At 68.8% G+C, this 15,368-nt stretch carries 15 protein-coding genes; 2 read left to right on the top strand and 13 right to left on the bottom strand.

The genetic code is table 11. From position 1 onward, the window contains the following. Positions 1-83 precede the first annotated feature (83 nt). The 12 genes from ASH02_RS04015 to uvrA form a co-directional block, all read right to left on the bottom strand. Positions 84-443, bottom strand: a complete 360-nt coding sequence (locus ASH02_RS04015) for an RNA polymerase-binding protein RbpA (RefSeq protein ID WP_082563555.1) — start codon at positions 441-443, stop codon at positions 84-86. A gap of 16 nt (positions 444-459) precedes the next feature. After that, the gene (gene secG, locus ASH02_RS04010; protein ID WP_056677836.1) at positions 460-699 is read right to left on the bottom strand and encodes a preprotein translocase subunit SecG; all 240 of its coding nucleotides are present in this window, start codon (positions 697-699) and stop codon (positions 460-462) included. Positions 700-729: 30 nt separating this feature from the next. Then, complete coding sequence (gene tpiA / locus ASH02_RS04005; protein ID WP_056677833.1) at positions 730-1,521, bottom strand: triose-phosphate isomerase; 792 nt, start codon at positions 1,519-1,521, stop codon at positions 730-732. A gap of 23 nt (positions 1,522-1,544) precedes the next feature. After that, positions 1,545-2,759 carry a phosphoglycerate kinase gene (locus tag ASH02_RS04000; RefSeq protein WP_056677830.1) on the bottom strand — a complete coding sequence of 405 codons (1,215 nt, stop codon included), beginning with the start codon at positions 2,757-2,759 and terminating at the stop codon, positions 1,545-1,547. A gap of 57 nt (positions 2,760-2,816) precedes the next feature. Next, positions 2,817-3,824 carry a type I glyceraldehyde-3-phosphate dehydrogenase gene (gene gap / locus ASH02_RS03995; protein WP_056677827.1) on the bottom strand — a complete coding sequence of 336 codons (1,008 nt, stop codon included), beginning with the start codon at positions 3,822-3,824 and terminating at the stop codon, positions 2,817-2,819. 103 nt (positions 3,825-3,927) lie between these two features. Then, positions 3,928-4,914: a DNA-binding protein WhiA gene (whiA, locus tag ASH02_RS03990; protein ID WP_056677824.1), complete on the bottom strand. Its 987-nt coding sequence runs from the start codon at positions 4,912-4,914 to the stop codon at positions 3,928-3,930. An 11-nt stretch (positions 4,915-4,925) separates the two neighbouring features. Continuing rightward, entirely contained in the window at positions 4,926-5,903 is a 978-nt protein-coding gene (locus ASH02_RS03985) for a gluconeogenesis factor YvcK family protein (protein WP_056677822.1), read from the bottom strand. Next, on the bottom strand, positions 5,900-6,787 hold the full coding sequence (rapZ, locus tag ASH02_RS03980) for an RNase adapter RapZ (protein ID WP_056677819.1): 888 nt from the start codon (positions 6,785-6,787) through the stop codon (positions 5,900-5,902). The genes ASH02_RS03985 and rapZ overlap by 4 nt, the downstream gene beginning before the upstream one ends. Next, positions 6,787-8,754, bottom strand: a complete 1,968-nt coding sequence (uvrC, locus tag ASH02_RS03975) for an excinuclease ABC subunit UvrC (protein ID WP_056677816.1) — start codon at positions 8,752-8,754, stop codon at positions 6,787-6,789. The genes rapZ and uvrC overlap by 1 nt, the downstream gene beginning before the upstream one ends. Positions 8,755-8,819: 65 nt before the next feature. Further along, positions 8,820-9,227, bottom strand: a complete 408-nt coding sequence (locus ASH02_RS03970) for a Rieske (2Fe-2S) protein (protein WP_235532501.1) — start codon at positions 9,225-9,227, stop codon at positions 8,820-8,822. Positions 9,228-9,238: 11 nt separating this feature from the next. Further along, positions 9,239-9,712 (bottom strand): Rieske (2Fe-2S) protein, encoded by a 474-nt coding sequence (locus ASH02_RS03965; RefSeq protein WP_056677812.1) that lies wholly within the window; start codon positions 9,710-9,712, stop codon positions 9,239-9,241. Between the two features lie 96 nt (positions 9,713-9,808). Further along, the gene (gene uvrA / locus ASH02_RS03960; protein WP_057294335.1) at positions 9,809-12,838 is read right to left on the bottom strand and encodes an excinuclease ABC subunit UvrA; all 3,030 of its coding nucleotides are present in this window, start codon (positions 12,836-12,838) and stop codon (positions 9,809-9,811) included. A gap of 160 nt (positions 12,839-12,998) precedes the next feature. Between uvrA and ASH02_RS03955 the strand changes: the two genes are divergently transcribed. Both ASH02_RS03955 and ASH02_RS03950 read left to right on the top strand, forming a co-directional pair. After that, positions 12,999-13,673: a maleylpyruvate isomerase family mycothiol-dependent enzyme gene (locus ASH02_RS03955; RefSeq protein ID WP_057294334.1), complete on the top strand. Its 675-nt coding sequence runs from the start codon at positions 12,999-13,001 to the stop codon at positions 13,671-13,673. Next, positions 13,664-14,338, top strand: coding sequence for an MBL fold metallo-hydrolase (locus ASH02_RS03950; protein WP_442938362.1), 675 nt, complete (start codon positions 13,664-13,666; stop codon positions 14,336-14,338). The genes ASH02_RS03955 and ASH02_RS03950 overlap by 10 nt, the downstream gene beginning before the upstream one ends. Positions 14,339-14,376: 38 nt before the next feature. Here the strand turns inward: ASH02_RS03950 and ASH02_RS27470 are convergent, their stop codons facing one another. Beyond that, entirely contained in the window at positions 14,377-14,760 is a 384-nt protein-coding gene (locus ASH02_RS27470) for an LPXTG cell wall anchor domain-containing protein (protein WP_442938368.1), read from the bottom strand. Between the last annotated feature and the right edge of the window lie 608 nt (positions 14,761-15,368).

Here is a 15,368-nt window from a genome sequence, read left to right as displayed (position 1 = left end):
CCGGCAATTCTTGCTGGACGCTCGCTGGCGCTCGCAGCAACAATGGCCCGTTCGGCTCCTACAATTTTCGGAGCGCTCTGCGCTCAGAAAATTATGTCGCCGGACTTTCGGCGGGAGCGGAGGAGCTTGACGGCCTCGTCGAGGATGTCGGCCGCCTCCTTGTCGGAGCGTCGCTCCTTCACGTAGGCGAGGTGCGTCTTGTAGGGCTCGATCTTCGGGGCCGGCGGCGGGTTCTCGGAGTCCTGGCTGGCAGGGAGTCCGCACCGCGGGCAGTCCCACGACTCAGGAGCCGCGGCCTCGACTGCGAAGGTCACCACCGAACGGTGGTCGTGCGAGCAGTAGTAGGTGACACTCTGGCGCGGGGCTGCCTCACCGCGCTCTGCCTCACCCATGGGGCCGGCTCCGACCCGGCTCCCCCGGATTGCGTTTCCTCCACCAGCCACGTTTCAGTCCTCTCGATCAGACGCCGCTGTAGGCCATCAGGAGAGCGAGCGCGATGATGCACGCCGCCCAGATAACTCCGAGACCGACCGTCAGACGGTCAAGGTTGCGCTCGGCCACCGACGAGCCACCGAGGCTGCTGGAGACGCCGCCACCGAACATGTCGGAGAGGCCACCACCACGACCCTTGTGCAACAGGACCATGGCGATCAACAGCAGGCTGGTGAGCACGAGGAGGATGGTGAAGATCAAAGTCACAGCGGCAACACTAACTCACGATTTCAGGGATCACAGCACCGGCATGTCGTAGAACCTGCAGATGCCGCCGAACTCGTCGGCCTGCAGGCTGGCCCCTCCGACGAGGGCACCGTCGACGTCGGGCTGGGTCATGATGCCGGCGACGTTCGCGGCCTTCACCGAGCCGCCGTACAGGATGCGGCACGCGGCTCCGGCGGCCTCCCCGTGCACCTCGGTGAGGCGGGCACGGATCGCCGCGCACACCTCCTGCGCGTCGTCGGGAGTCGCCACCTCGCCGGTCCCGATCGCCCAGACCGGCTCGTAGGCGATGACGAGCTCGGCGACCTGCTCCGCAGTCAGGCCGGCCAACGAGCCGTCGACCTGGGCCAGCGTGTACGCGACCTGCTCACCGGACTGCCGAACCTCCAGCCCCTCGCCCACACAGACGATCGGCGTCATGCCGGCAGCGATCGCCTTGACCGCCTTGGCGTTGACCACCTCGTCGGTCTCGGCGTGGAACTCGCGGCGCTCGGAGTGGCCGACGACCACGTAGGAGCACCCCAGCTTGGCCAGCATGCCCGCCGAGATCTCGCCCGTGTAGGCGCCACTGTCGTGCATGGAGACGTCCTGGGCGCCGTACTTCACCGAGAGCCGGTCGCCGTCGACGAGGGTCTGCACCGACCGAAGGTCGGTGAACGGCGGTACGACGACCACCTCGACCTTGCCGTAGTCGTGACGCTTGTCGGAGAGCGTCCATGCGAGCTTCTGCACCAGGACCACCGCTTCCTGGTGGTTCAGGTTCATCTTCCAGTTGCCCGCCATCAGCGGATTGCGCTTGGCCATGAGGGTCCTTGCGTGAGGAGTTGTCAGTCGTCGAGAACGGTGATGCCGGGCAGTTCCTTGCCCTCGAGGTATTCGAGGCTGGCGCCGCCGCCGGTCGAGATGTGACCGAAGGCCGACTCCTCGAAGCCCAGCTGGCGTACGGCGGCAGCGGAGTCGCCACCGCCCACCACCGAGAGGCCGTCGACCTTGGTCAGCGCCTCGGCGACGGCCCGGGTGCCGGCGGCGAACGCGTCGACCTCGAAGACCCCCATCGGCCCGTTCCAGAAGACGGTGCGGGCATCGGCGAGCTCGGCGGCGAAGGCGACGCCGGAATCGGGGCCGATGTCGAGACCGAGGGAGTCCGCCGGGATCGCGTCGGCGGCGACCACCTGCGGCTGCGGCTCCCGGTCGTCGCTCGGGAACGCGGTGTCGACCACGATGTCGGTCGGCAGCACGATCTCCACGCCGCTCGACTTCGCGCGCTCGGCGTACTCGCGGCAGACGTCGAGCTGGTCCTCCTCGAGCAGGCTCTTGCCCACCTCGTGGCCTTGGGCCTTGAGGAAGGTGAAGACCATGCCGCCGCCGATCAGGAGCTTGTCGGCCTTCTCCAGCAGGTTGTCGATGACGCCCAGCTTGTCGGAGACCTTCGATCCACCGAGCACCACGACGTAGGGGCGCTCGGGGTCGACCGTGAGCCGACGGAGCACGTCGATCTCCGCCGCGACCAGGTTGCCCATCGCGTGCGGCAACCGCTTCGCCACGTCGTACACGGACGCCTGCTTGCGATGCACGACCCCGAAGCCGTCACTCACGAAGCCGTCGGCCAAGGCGGCCAGCTGGTCGGCGAACTCGCCACGCTCCGTGTCGTCCTTGCTGGTCTCGCCCGGATTGAAGCGGACGTTCTCGAGCACCGCGACGTGGCCGTCGGCGAGGGCCTCGACCGTCGAACGGGCCGACTCCCCCACCGTGTCGGTGGCAAAGGCGACGTCGGCGCCCAGCAGCTCGCCGAGGCGCGCGGCGACTGGCGCCAGTGAGTACGCCGGGTCGGGCTTGCCCTCAGGTCGACCGAGATGGGCGGCAACGACCACGCGGGCACCGGCGTCGGCGAGGGCCTTGATCGTCGGCACGCTGGCCCTGATCCGTCCGTCGTCGGTGATGGTGTTGCCGTCGAGCGGGACGTTCAGGTCCGAGCGGACCAGGATCCGCTTGCCGGTGAGGCTCCCGCCGAGTGCGGACGCGAGCGTGTCGATGCCTGCCATGCCATGCCTTCCTGTTCTGGGCTGGCTGTTCTGCCGTGTGCTGGTGGGCGGGACGACTCAGAGGGTCTCGCCGATGTAGCTGATCAGGTCGACGAGGCGGTTGGAGTAGCCCCATTCGTTGTCGTACCAGCCGACCACCTTGACCTGGTTTCCGATCACCTTGGTCAGCGGGGAGTCGAAGATGCACGACGACGGATCCGTGACGATATCGGACGACACGATCGGGTCGGTGGAGTACTTCACGTAGCGGGCAAAGTCGCCCTCGGTGGCTGCCTTGAACAGCGCGTTGATCTCCTCGACGGTGGTGTCGCGGGAGGCCGTGAAGGTCAGGTCGGTGACCGAGCCGGTCGGCACCGGGACCCGCAGCGCGTAGCCGTCGAGCTTGCCCTTCAGCTCCGGGAGGACCAACCCGAGCGCCTTGGCCGCACCCGTGGACGTGGGAACCACGTTGAGCGCGGCGGCACGAGCACGTCGCAGGTCCTTGTGGATGTTGTCCTGAAGGTTCTGGTCGGCGGTGTAGGCGTGGATCGTCGTCATCAGGCCGCGCTCGATGCCGATTCCGTCGTTGAGGATCTTCGCCATCGGGGCCAGGCAGTTGGTGGTGCACGACGCGTTGGAGATGACGGTGTGCGCGCTGGCGTCGTACGACTCGTGGTTGACGCCCATCACGATGGTGACGTCCTCGTTCTTGGCCGGCGCCGAGATGATGACCTTCTTCGCACCGCCACTGTCGACGTGGGCGCGGGCCTGCTCGGCGTCGGTGAAGAACCCGGTGGACTCGACCACGACGTCGACCCCGGCCTCACCCCACTTGAGGTTGGCCGGTTCGCGCTCGGCGAAGGCGACGAAGCTGCTGTCGCCGACCGTGATCGACTTTTCCGTGGAGGAGACCTCGGCGTCGAGGACGCCGAGGATGGTGTCGTACTTCAGCAGGTGGGCGAGGACGGCGTTGTCCGTCAGGTCGTTGACCGCAACGACCTCCACGTCTGCTCCCGAGGCGCGCACCGCCCGGTAGAAGTTGCGCCCGATTCGGCCGAAGCCGTTGATCCCTACCCGAACAGTCATGCTGTGCCACCTTCTCGCGGAGATGTCGTCGATGGTCTGGTCTGCAGAACCCTAGCGTCAGACGTGACGCAGGACACACGATGCCCCTGGCGAACCGGGACGCTCAGGACTCCTCGGCCAGCATGTCCGGGGTCAGCGACGACTCGGTGTCGGGGATGCCGAGCTCTTCGGCGCGCTTGTCGGCCATCGCCAGCAGTCGGCGGATCCGGCCGGCGATCGCGTCCTTGGTGAGCACCGGGTCGTGCAGCTGACCGAGCTCCTCGAGGGAGGCCTGCTTGTGCTCGAGCCGGAGGTGGCCGGCAAGCTGGAGGTGGTCGGGCACCTCGTCGCCGAGGATCTCGAGGGCACGTTCGACGCGGGCGCCGGCAGCGACTGCGGCGCGCGCCGAGCGTCGCAAGTTCGCGTCGTCGAAGTTGGCGAGCCGGTTGGCGGTGGCCCGCACCTCGCGGCGCATGCGGCGTTCTTCCCAGGCCATCAGGGTCTCGTGGGCGCCGAGCCGGGTGAGCAGGGCACCGATCGCGTCACCGTCACGGATGACCACGCGGTCGACCCCACGCACCTCGCGGGCCTTGGCCTGGATGCCGAGTCGACGGGCGACCCCGACCAGGGCCAGCGCGGCCTCGGGTCCGGGGCAGGTCACCTCGAGCGCGGACGATCGTCCGGGCTCGGTCAGGGAGCCGTGGGCCAGGAAGGCGCCGCGCCAGGCAGCGACGGCGTCGCAGCCACCGCCACTGACCACCTGCGGCGGGAGCCCGCGCACGGGACGGCCGCGCTGGTCGAGCAGTCCGGTCTGGCGGGCCAGGGCCTCGCCGTCCTTGACGACACGGAGGACGTAGCGGCTGCCCTTGCGGATGCCGTTGGCCTGCACCATCGCGACCTCGGCGGTGTGGCCGTAGATCTCGGCGATGTCGGTGCGCAGCCGACGTGCGGCGGCACCCGTGTCGAGCTCGGCCTCGACCACGATCTTGCCGCTCACGATGTGGAGTCCGCCCGCGAAGCGCAGGGTCGTGGACACCTCGGCCTTGCGACAACACGTCTTGGTGGTCTGGGTGCTTGCGAGCTCCGACTTCACCTGTGCCGTCATTGCCATGTTGCCGATCCTTACACACCTCCCATGATCCGCGAATAGGCGGCCGCCAGCTTCTCGGGGTCGTGACGAGGCGATCCGTCGCCCATCGCCACGTCGGCGAGCACGAGTTCGGCGCCGGCACTGGCCACCACCTGCTCGAGGAGCTCGGGATCGGGCACCGCTCCCGGGTCGGCCAGGACGGTGTGGAGCACCAGGTCGGGAGCGTGGCCGAGGAGCGCCCCGAGGAGGTCCTCCGGGGTGTAGCCGACCGTCTCCCCGGCCTGCTCCTCGAGGTTGAGTACGACGATCACCCGACTGTCGCTCTCGATGATCGCCTTGCGGAGGTCGGGGACCATCAGGTGCGGGATGACGGAGGTGTACCAGCTGCCCGGACCCAGCACGATCCAGTCGGCGTCGTAGACCGCCTCGACCGCCTGGGGGCAGGCCTCCGGGTCGGGCGGGTCGAGCTGGATGCCGGTGAGGGTGCCGGCCGTGGTGGCCACCTCGACCTGGCCGCGGACCAGCTGGGTCGCGTCGGGACGGGTGTGGTCGAGCCCGCGGACCTCGGCGGTGATGTCCATCGGGGTGACCGACATCGGCAGCACGCGTCCGCGCGCGTCGAGCAGTCGGGCGACCCACTCGAGGCCGTCGACCTGGCCGCCGAGGAGCTCCCAGAGGCCCACGATCAGCAGGTTGCCGACCACGTGCCCCTTCATCTCGCCGTCGCTGTCGAACCGGTGCTGGAGCACGCGGGCCCAGGTCTGGCCCCACTCGTCGTCACCGCAGAGCGCGGCCAGTGCCATGCGGAGGTCGCCCGGAGGCAGGACGCCGAACTCACTGCGCAACCGACCCGACGAGCCACCGTTGTCGGCGACGGTCACCACCGCCGTGAGGCTCTCCACGACGCGACGCAGCGCCGAGAGTGACGCGTGCAGCCCGTGGCCTCCACCGAGCGCCACGACCGAGGCATCGAGCCGAACCTGGTCGCGACGGTGAGCCGACCCCGTCATTCGTTGCCCAGATCGCGGTGCTGCGCGCGGGCGTCGTACCCCTGCTCGAGCAGCCGGGCCACGATCTCCTCGGTCATCGCCACGCTGCGGTGCTTTCCTCCCGTGCAGCCGATGGCCACGGTCATGAACCGCTTGCCCTCACGCAGGTAGCCCGCGGCCACCGTCTGGATCACCGGCACGTAGGCCTCGAGGAACTGCTGCGCGTCCGGCCGCGACTTCACGAAGTCGGCGACGGGCGCGTCCTTGCCGTTCATCGGCCGCAGCTCGGGGTCCCAGTAGGGGTTCGGGAGGAACCGCATGTCGGCCATGAAGTCGGCGTCGACGGGGATGCCGTACTTGAAGCCGAAGCTGACGACGGTGATCTTCAGCGTCATCGCGTGGGGCGCACCGAACGCCTCCGCGACCTTGTCGGTCAGCTGGTGCACGTTGAGGTTGGTCGTGTCGATGAGGACATCGGCGTTGCCGCGCAGACCCGCGAGCACGACGCGTTCTCGCTGGAGCCCGTCGAGCAGCCGCCCACCCGCCTGCAGCGGGTGCGGTCGACGCGCCGCCTCCTGGCGTCGGACCAGGACGTTGTCGTCGGCCTCGAGGTAGAGCAGCGTCGTACGACGACCGAGGGCACGCTGCGCGAGATTCGCACGCAGGGACTCGAAGAACGACCCGGAGCGTACGTCGACCACGACGGCGATCGGCTGGCTGTGGCCGGCGTTCTCGTTGACCAGGTGGACGATGTCGGGCAGCAGCGACGGCGGGAGGTTGTCGACCACGAAGTAGCCGAGGTCCTCGAGCTCCTTGGCCGCGGTGCTGCGGCCGGCCCCGGTCATGCCGGTGACGACGACGAGCTCGCCAGTCGGCTCCTCCGGCTCCTGCTCGTTCACGGGCATCAGCTCTCCTCGATCTCGCCGGTGGCGGTGTTCACGGAGACAGTCTGGCCGCTGCCTGCCTCGACTGCATCCTTGATGGCGGAAGCCGTTCCTGGCCCGATGCCGGGCACCTGGGTGAGCTCCTCGATCGAAGCCGCGCGCAGCTTGCGCAGGGATCCGAAGTGCTTGATCAGCGTCTTGCGGCGCACCTCGCCCAGACCGGGCACGTCGTCGAGCACGCTCTCCACCATCGTCTTCGAACGACGACCGCGGTGGTGGGTGATCGCGAACCGGTGCGCCTCGTCGCGCAACCGTTGGAGGAGGTAGAGGCCCTCGCTCGTGCGTGGCAGGATCACCGGGTCCTCCTGCTGGGGAACCCAGACCTCTTCCAGACGCTTGGCGAGGCCGACCACCGGGATGTCGTCGATGCCCAGCTCGGCGAGGGCAGCCGAGGCCGCCGCCACCTGGGGCGGCCCGCCGTCGACCACGACAAGGCCGGGGGCATAGGCGAACTTGCGCGGTCGGCCGGTCTCCGGATCGACGAGCATCGGCCCCTCGCCGCCTTCGCCCTGCTTCTCGATGGAGGAGGCCTGCTCATCGAGGAGGCGCCGGAACCGGCGGGTGATCACCTCGTGCATGGAGGCGACGTCGTTCTGCCCGTCGACCGTGCGGATCACGAAGCGGCGGTACTCGCTCTTGCGGGCCAGCCCGTCCTCGAAGACCACCATGCTGGCCACCACCTCGGTGCCCTGGAGGTTGGAGATGTCGTAGCACTCGATGCGCAGGGGCACCTCGTCGAGCTCGAGGGCGAGCTGGATCTCTTCGAGGGCCCGGTTGCGGGTGGTCAGGTCGCTGGCCCGCTTGGTCTTGTGCAGGCCGAGCGCCTGGAGCGCGTTGCGCCCGACGGTCTCCTGGAGGGTCTTCTTGTCCCCGCGTTGCGGCACCTTGATCGCAACCTTGCCGCCACGCAGCTCGCCCAGCAGCACCTCGAGGGTGTCGAGGTCCGGAGGCAGCGCGGGCACCAGCACCTCGCGCGGGATCGAGTCGCCGGACTCCCCGGCGTACATCTGGAGGAGGAAGCGCTCGACGAGGTCGCCGGTGTCGCCCTCGTCGACGCGGTCGGCCACCCAGCCACGCTGCCCGCGGATGCGGCCGCCGCGCACGTAGAACACCTGGACTGCGACCTCGAGAGGGTCCTCGGCGAACGCGACCACGTCGGCGTCGGTGCCGTCGCCGAGCACCACGGCCTGCTTCTCGAGTGCCTTGTTGAGCGCGCCGAGGTCGTCGCGCAACCTGGCCGCCTTCTCGAAGTCGAGCGCGTCGGAGGCGGCGTACATCTCCTTCTCGATGCGCTTCACGAAGGCGCTGGTCTGGCCGCCCATGAAGTCGCAGAAGTCCTCGACGATCGCACGGTGCTCCTCGGCACTGACGTTGCCGACGCAGGGGGCCGCGCACTTGTCGATGTAGCCGAGCAGGCACGGGCGCCCGATCTGCGCGGAGCGCTTGAACACCCCGTTGCTGCACGACCGCATCGGGAAGACCCGCAGCAGGAGGTCGACGGTCTCGCGGATCGCCCACGCGTGGCCGTAGGGACCGAAGTAGCGGGTGCCCTTCTTCTTCGCGCCGCGGCCGACCATGACGCGGGGGAACTCCTCGCCGACGGTGACCGCGAGCCACGGGTAGGACTTGTCGTCGCGGTACTTCACGTTGAAGCGGGGGTCGTACTCCTTGATCCAGGAGTACTCCAGCTGGAGCGCCTCGACCTCGGTGTTGACCACGGTCCACTCGACACTGGCCGCGGTCGTCACCATGGTCGCCGTACGCGGGTGCAGGTTCGCGATGTGCTGGAAGTACGACGAGAGGCGGGAACGCAGGTTCTTCGCCTTACCGACGTAGATCACGCGGCCCTTGGGATCGCGGAACCGATAGACCCCGGGCTGGGTCGGGATCGACCCGGGACGAGGGCGGTACGACGACGGATCAGCCACGTGGCAACCCTACGTGGAGCCACCGACAGACCAGACGATCAGGGGCGGGCGATCAGGGCAGTCGGTCAGACCGTGGTGATCGTGCCGTCCTTCACCGTGATCTTGACCTCGGGCAGGCTCTCCGTCGCCGGTCCGTCGGCAACGGAGCCGTCGGTGATCGAGAACTTGCTGCCGTGACAGTCACAGTTGATGGTCTTGTCGACCGACACGACCTGGCACGACTGGTGCGTGCAGGTGGCGGAGAACGCCTTGAAGTCGCCTTCGGTGGGTTGGGTGATCACGACGTTGTCGTCGCCGAGGATCACTCCTCCACCGACCGGCACGTCGGCCGACGGTGAGAGCTCGGTGCCGGCATCGGGCGCCTTCACGTCGTCGTCACCACCGGCGCAGGCCGCCAGCAGCGGGGCCGACACGGCGAGGACTGCAGCTCCGCCGAGCATGTGGCGTCGGTTCAGACAGGGTTGGTGGTCCAAGGAGGTGTCCTTCAGGAGAGGGTGATCTGGCCGCCGGAGACGGCGACCGCTTCTTCGGGCAGTGGAGACGGAGCCGGCCCGCCCTGCACCGACCCGTCGGTGATGGAGTAGCTGCTGCCGTGGCAGCGGCAGTGGATCTCGGTGTCGATGCTGGAGACCTTGCAGCCCTCGTGGGTGCAGGTGGCGGAGAACGCCTTGAAGTCACCCTTGGTCGGCTGGGTGACCACGACGCTGTCGAGGATCACCCCGCTGCCCACCGGTACGTCGGCAGCTGCGACGAGGCCCTCCGGTTCGGCCGGCGTGCTCGCGCTGCCGGACTCTGCCGGTGACGCCGCATCGGACGACTGCGTCGGAGTCGAATCGGCGCTGCTTCCGGAGTCGCCTCCACCGTCGTCACTGCTGCACGCGGCGAGCACCGGAAGGGTGAGTCCGGCGGCGAGGCCGCCCAACGCGTGACGACGGCTGAGTCCGGGTACGGCATCCATGGCAAGCACTCCTCGACGAGGCGACGACGTTGTCGAGGACAATCAAACCGCATCTGGCTGAGGATCTGCTGTGAGTGCGCTTCGGTCCTACGGAGTTCAGGCCTTCCTCGGGGCGCGCTTGCGAGGCGCTGCCTTTGTCCCGGTCGCCTTGGACACAGCCGCCTTGCGGGGTGTCGAGTTCGTCGCGGCCTTGCGCGCGGGCGCCTTGCGGGCCGGTGCCTTGCGCGACGGCTTCTCGCCGGGCGTGACCCCGAGCAGTGGCGCGAGGAACGAGCCCGTGTGGCTGGCCGGGTTGGCCGCGACGTCTTCCGGTGTGCCGATCGCGACCACCATGCCTCCGCGCGAACCGCCCTCGGGCCCCATGTCGACCAGCCAGTCGGCGGTCTTGATGACGTCGAGGTTGTGCTCGATCACCAGCACGGTGTTTCCCTGGTCGACGAGACGGCCGAGCACCAGCAGGAGCTTGCGGATGTCTTCGAAGTGCAGGCCGGTGGTCGGCTCGTCGAGCACGTAGACGGTGCGGCCGGTGGACCGCTTCTGCAGCTCGCTGGAGAGCTTGACGCGTTGTGCCTCACCACCCGACAACGTGGTCGCCGGCTGGCCGAGTCGCACGTAGCCCAGGCCGACCTCGCACAGCGTCTTCATGTGTCGCGAGATCGCGGGTACGGCGGCGAAGAAGTCGGCCGCCTCCTCGATCGGCATGTCGAGCACTTCGGCGATCGTCTTGCCCTTGTAGTGCACCTCGAGCGTCTCGCGGTTGTAGCGGGCACCGTGGCAGACCTCGCACGGCACGTAGACGTCGGGCAGGAAGTTCATCTCGATCTTGATCGTGCCGTCACCGGAGCAGGCCTCGCAGCGGCCGCCCTTGACGTTGAACGAGAACCGGCCCTGCAGGTAGCCCCGCATCTTCGCCTCGGGCGTGCTCGCGAAGAGCTTGCGGATGTGGTCGAAGACGCCGGTGTACGTCGCCGGGTTGGACCGCGGCGTGCGGCCGATCGGCGACTGGTCGACGTGGATGACCTTGTCGACGTTCTCGGTGCCGCTGATCTTGCGGTGCCGCCCCGGAACCGTGCGGGCGTTGTAGATCTGCTTGGCCAGCGACGTGTAGAGGATGTCGTTGACCAGCGTCGACTTGCCCGACCCGGAGACCCCGGTCACCGCACAGAAGACCCCGAGCGGGAAGTCGACGGTGACGTCCTGGAGGTTGTGCTCGTGGGCTCCGTGGACGGTCAGCGCGCGGCCCTTCGTGCGCGGTCGTCGTACAGGGGGAACAGGGATCTCGCGGCGCCCGGCCAGGTAGGCGCCGGTAGAGGAGTCGGGGTGGTTGAGCAGGTCGTCGACCGTGCCGGAGACGACCACCTGTCCCCCGTGCTCACCGGCGCCGGGGCCGATGTCGACCACCCAGTCGGCGGCCCGGATGGTGTCCTCGTCGTGCTCGACGACGATCAGGGTGTTGCCGAGGTCGCGCAGCCGCACGAGGGTCTCGATGAGGCGCTTGTTGTCGCGCTGGTGGAGTCCGATCGACGGTTCGTCGAGCACGTAGAGCACCCCGACGAGGCCCGCACCGATCTGGGTGGCCAGTCGGATCCGCTGGGCCTCACCGCCGGACAGCGACCCGGAGGGCCGGTCGAGGGTCAGGTAGTCGAGGCCGACGTCGAGCAGGAAGTTGAGCCGCTCCTGGATCTCCTTGAGCACCCGCTCACCGATCTGGCGCTCGCGGGCCGAGAGGTCGAGGTTGCGCAGGTGGTCGGCAGCCTCGTTGATCGGCAGGGCGCAGACCTCAGCGATGTTGAGGCCACCCCTGCCCGAACCGGTGGCGTCGCGCGGGCCGAGGGTGACCGCCATCGACACCGGCTTGAGTCGGCTTCCCCGGCACGAGGGGCACGGCACCTCGCGCATGAAGCCCTCGAACCGGTCGCGGCTCGTGTCGGTCTCGGCCTCGCGGTGACGTCGTTCGATGTAGGGACGCACGCCTTCGTAGGCGGCGTAGTAGGAGCGCTCGCGGCCGTAGCGGTTCTTGCTCCGCACGTGCACCTTGGTGGGGTGGCCGTCCAGGATGATCGTCTGGAGCTCCGGGGAGAGCTTCTCCCACGGGGTGTTGAGATCGAAGCCGAGCTCGTCGCCCAGGGCACCGAGGAGGCGCAGGAAGTAGTCGGCGACGTGTGCGCCGCTCCACGGCTGGATGACGCCTTCGCCGAGAGTGGCCGCCGGGTCGCTGATCACCAGCTCGGGGTCGACCTCCATGCGGGTGCCGAGGCCGGAACACTGCGGGCAGGCGCCGAACGGCGAGTTGAACGAGAACGAACGCGGCTCGAGGTCGTCGGTGTCGAGCGGGTGCTCGTTGGGGCAGGCCATCTTCTCGGAGAACCGGAGCTCGCGCTGCGGGTCCTTGGCTTCGCGGTCGACGAGGTCGATGAGCACGAGCCCGCCGGCCAGGCCGAGCGCGGTCTCCACCGAGTCGGTCAGGCGGCGCTTGGCGGAGGCCTTCACTGCGAGTCGGTCGACGACGACCTCGATGGTGTGCTTCTTCTGCTTGCTCAGCGTCGGGCCCTCGAGCAGGGTGTCGAGGGTGCTGGTCTCGCCGTCGACCCGGGCCCGGCTGTAGCCCTGTCCCTGCAACGAGCGGAAGAGTTCGACGTACTCGCCCTTGCGGCCGCGGATCACAGGGGCCAGCACCTGGAAGCGGGTGCCCTCCTCCAGCGTCATGATGCGGTCGACGATCTGCTGCGGGGTCTGGCGTTCGATCGGCGAGCCGCAGACGGGGCAGTGCGGGCGACCTGCGCGCGCATAGAGCAGGCGCAGGTAGTCGTAGACCTCGGTGATCGTGCCGACCGTGGAGCGCGGGTTCTTCGACGTGGACTTCTGGTCGATCGAGACCGCGGGCGAGAGGCCCTCGATGAAGTCGACGTCGGGCTTGTCCATCTGGCCCAGGAACTGGCGGGCGTACGCCGACAGCGACTCGACGTAGCGGCGCTGGCCCTCGGCGAAGATCGTGTCGAAGGCCAGGCTCGACTTGCCCGACCCGGAGAGTCCGGTGAAGACGATGAGGGCATCGCGCGGGAGGTCGAGGGAGACGTCCTTGAGGTTGTGCTCTCGAGCACCGCGAATGATGAGTTGGTCAGCCACGCGAACACCCTACCCGGTGTTCGAACAAGTGTTCGTGGTCACACGGCCGTGTCATCGAGATGTTCGCGGATGTACGTCGGGGCGCCTCCGCGATCGGGCGGCTCCCTCGGCTGGCCGGTCTAGGCTCGACAAACAGATCAACGAGAGCCAGAGGTCGCCGATGAGCCGCCAGAACCTGCATCACGTCTACGACGCGACGGACGCGCTCCTGCGCACCGTCGACGGGCTGACCCCGGAGCAGTTCGCCGCGCCCAGCCTGCTGCCGGGGTGGAGCCGCGCGCACGTGGTCGCCCACCTGGCCCTGAACGCATTGGGGTTCGGGCGCGCAATCGAAGGGGTCCGCCACCGCAGACCCGTTGCGGTCTACGCGTCGCCCGAGCAGCGTGACGCGGACATCGACGAGAGCGCGCGGCTCGGCGTCGACGCGCTGCGTGAGTTCCTGTTCGACGCGTGCGGTCGGTGGCGCGACCTCACCGAGGACATCACCGACTGGAACGGCACGTTCGAGCGCACGCCGGGCGGCCCGACCCTCACGGTGGAGCAGGCGGTCGGCGCCCGCTGGCGCGAGGTGGAGATCCACCACGCCGACCTCGATGCGGGATTCCGCCCCGCAGACTGGTCCCCGGCGTTCGCGGCGTTCGTCTTCGAGAACGTCGTCGGCTTCCGCGACGACCAGGTCGACCTGACCCTCGAGACGCCCGAGGGGACCGTCCTCCTCGGCGCCGGCGGTACGCCGATCCGCGGGACCCGCCACGACCTGGCCTGGTGGATGCTCGGTCGTGGGTCCGGTGAGGGACTCGAAGGCGACCTGCCTACGCTGGGCCCATGGCGATGACCTACACAGGAGACGTGTCTCCGGGAGGCCCGGCCGATGTCCGGGAGCTCCCCAATCTCACGATCACGAAGCTGGCCGTCGACGAGAAGATGGCCAACAACTGCTACCTGCTCACCTGTCGGGAGACCGACGTACAGGTGCTGATCGACGCGGCTGACGACAGTGCGTCCCTGCTGGAGCTGTGCGGGTCGCGCCTCGACGCCGTACTCACCACGCACCAGCACTGGGACCACCACCGCGCCCTCGCCGACGTCGTGGCGGCCACCGGGGCCCCGGTGTCGGCAGGTGCGCCTGACGCCGACGCGATCACCGAGCAGACCGGTGTCGCGATCACGGCGCGGCTCCAGCACGGGGACGTCATTCCCGTCGGTCGCTGCTCGCTCGAGGTGATCGCGCTAGCCGGTCACACGCCGGGCTCCGTCGCCCTGTTGTACGACGACCCCGACGGCCACCCGCACCTGTTCACAGGTGACTCGCTGTTCCCGGGAGGTGTCGGATCCACGTTCGGTGACGCGCAGGCATTCGCGACCTTGATCGAGGAGGTGGAGACCAAGGTGTTCGACCGGTTGCCCGACGAGACCTGGTTCTACCCCGGACACGGCAAGGACGGCCAGCTCGGCAACGAGCGGCCGCACCTCGCTGAGTGGCGCGAACGCGGCTGGTAGGAGTGGGGCCCCCGATGGCCCCACTCCCACCGCCTCGCTCAGCGCGTCTGCCGTGAGCGTCGGAGCAGAATCAGACCTCCCATCAGCATCAGCAGGCCGAGCATCGGGAGCCAGATCGAGCTGCCGCCCGTGTTCGGCAGCACCTGGTCCCCCGAGTTCGTCCGGGCACTGACGTCGGATGACGTCGTGTCAGGCCCGGTCGAGGTCGAGTCCTGGCCCGGCGTCGTGCCTCCACTTGTGGCGTCACCGCCACCCGTGGTGTCACCACCGCCGGGGTTGTCTCCACTTCCGTCGTCCGTCGGGTCGTCGGTCTGATCGCCGTCGCCCTCGTCGGGCTCTGTGCCGTCTCCCGGCTGCGGAGTTCCGGCACCAGTCGTCAGGCTGACGTCGGCGGTCGTACCAGCGACGTCTGCCCTGAGCACGACCGAGTCGCCCTGACCTTGCGTGGAGTCGTCGCCCAGGACCTTGTCCAGGGTTTCGGACCCGGTCTCGATGGCCACTTCCCCGAGTCCCGGGATCGGGAGCTCGAGCCCCTGGGACGAGGGGCCTGTCGGCTGATCCCCCGCGCCGTCGGTGCCATCGCCATCGTCGGTGCCATCGCCATCGTCGGTGCCACCGCCGGTGCTGCCACCGTCAGTGCCATCTGAATCGTCGCCGGGGGCCTCGTCACCGTCCGCAGGCGCGACTCGCAGACCGTCCTTGGAGCTCGCCACGACGGTCACGACCTTGGGCACGGTCACCTGCGAGTCGAGAACGGGCGCCGACTGGCTCTCCGTGCCGTCACCGGGGTCAGTCCCGTCACCAGGGTCAGTCCCGTCACCAGGATCGGTCCCGTCACCAGGATCGGTGCCGTCACCAGGGTCAGTGCCGTCACCGTCGGTGGTGNACCAGGCAGCGTCACCGAACCATCCGGCAGACCACCCAGAGGCGAACCATCACCAGGATCGGTCCCGTCACCAGGGTCAGTCCCGTCACCAGGGTCAGTGCCGTCACCAGGATCGGTCCCGTCACCAGGATCAGTGCCGTCACC

Source organism: Nocardioides sp. Soil796, from assembly GCF_001429525.1.
Lineage (GTDB): Bacteria > Actinomycetota > Actinomycetes > Propionibacteriales > Nocardioidaceae > Nocardioides.
The sequence above is the reverse complement of the archived record's forward strand: the minus strand, read 5'-3'. Positions and strand labels throughout refer to the sequence as shown.

Coding starts and splice junctions, on each gene's coding strand:
- tpiA (WP_056677833.1), bottom strand. CDS start 1,521: ATGGCCAAGCGCAATCCGCTGATGGCGGGCAACTGGAAGATGAACCTG.
- ASH02_RS04000 (WP_056677830.1), bottom strand. CDS start 2,759: ATGGCAGGCATCGACACGCTCGCGTCCGCACTCGGCGGGAGCCTCACC.
- gap (WP_056677827.1), bottom strand. CDS start 3,824: ATGACTGTTCGGGTAGGGATCAACGGCTTCGGCCGAATCGGGCGCAAC.
- whiA (WP_056677824.1), bottom strand. CDS start 4,914: ATGGCAATGACGGCACAGGTGAAGTCGGAGCTCGCAAGCACCCAGACC.
- ASH02_RS03985 (WP_056677822.1), bottom strand. CDS start 5,903: ATGACGGGGTCGGCTCACCGTCGCGACCAGGTTCGGCTCGATGCCTCG.
- rapZ (WP_056677819.1), bottom strand. CDS start 6,787: ATGCCCGTGAACGAGCAGGAGCCGGAGGAGCCGACTGGCGAGCTCGTC.
- ASH02_RS03965 (WP_056677812.1), bottom strand. CDS start 9,712: ATGGATGCCGTACCCGGACTCAGCCGTCGTCACGCGTTGGGCGGCCTC.
- ASH02_RS03955 (WP_057294334.1), top strand. CDS start 12,999: ATGAGCCGCCAGAACCTGCATCACGTCTACGACGCGACGGACGCGCTC.
- ASH02_RS03950 (WP_442938362.1), top strand. CDS start 13,664: ATGGCGATGACCTACACAGGAGACGTGTCTCCGGGAGGCCCGGCCGAT.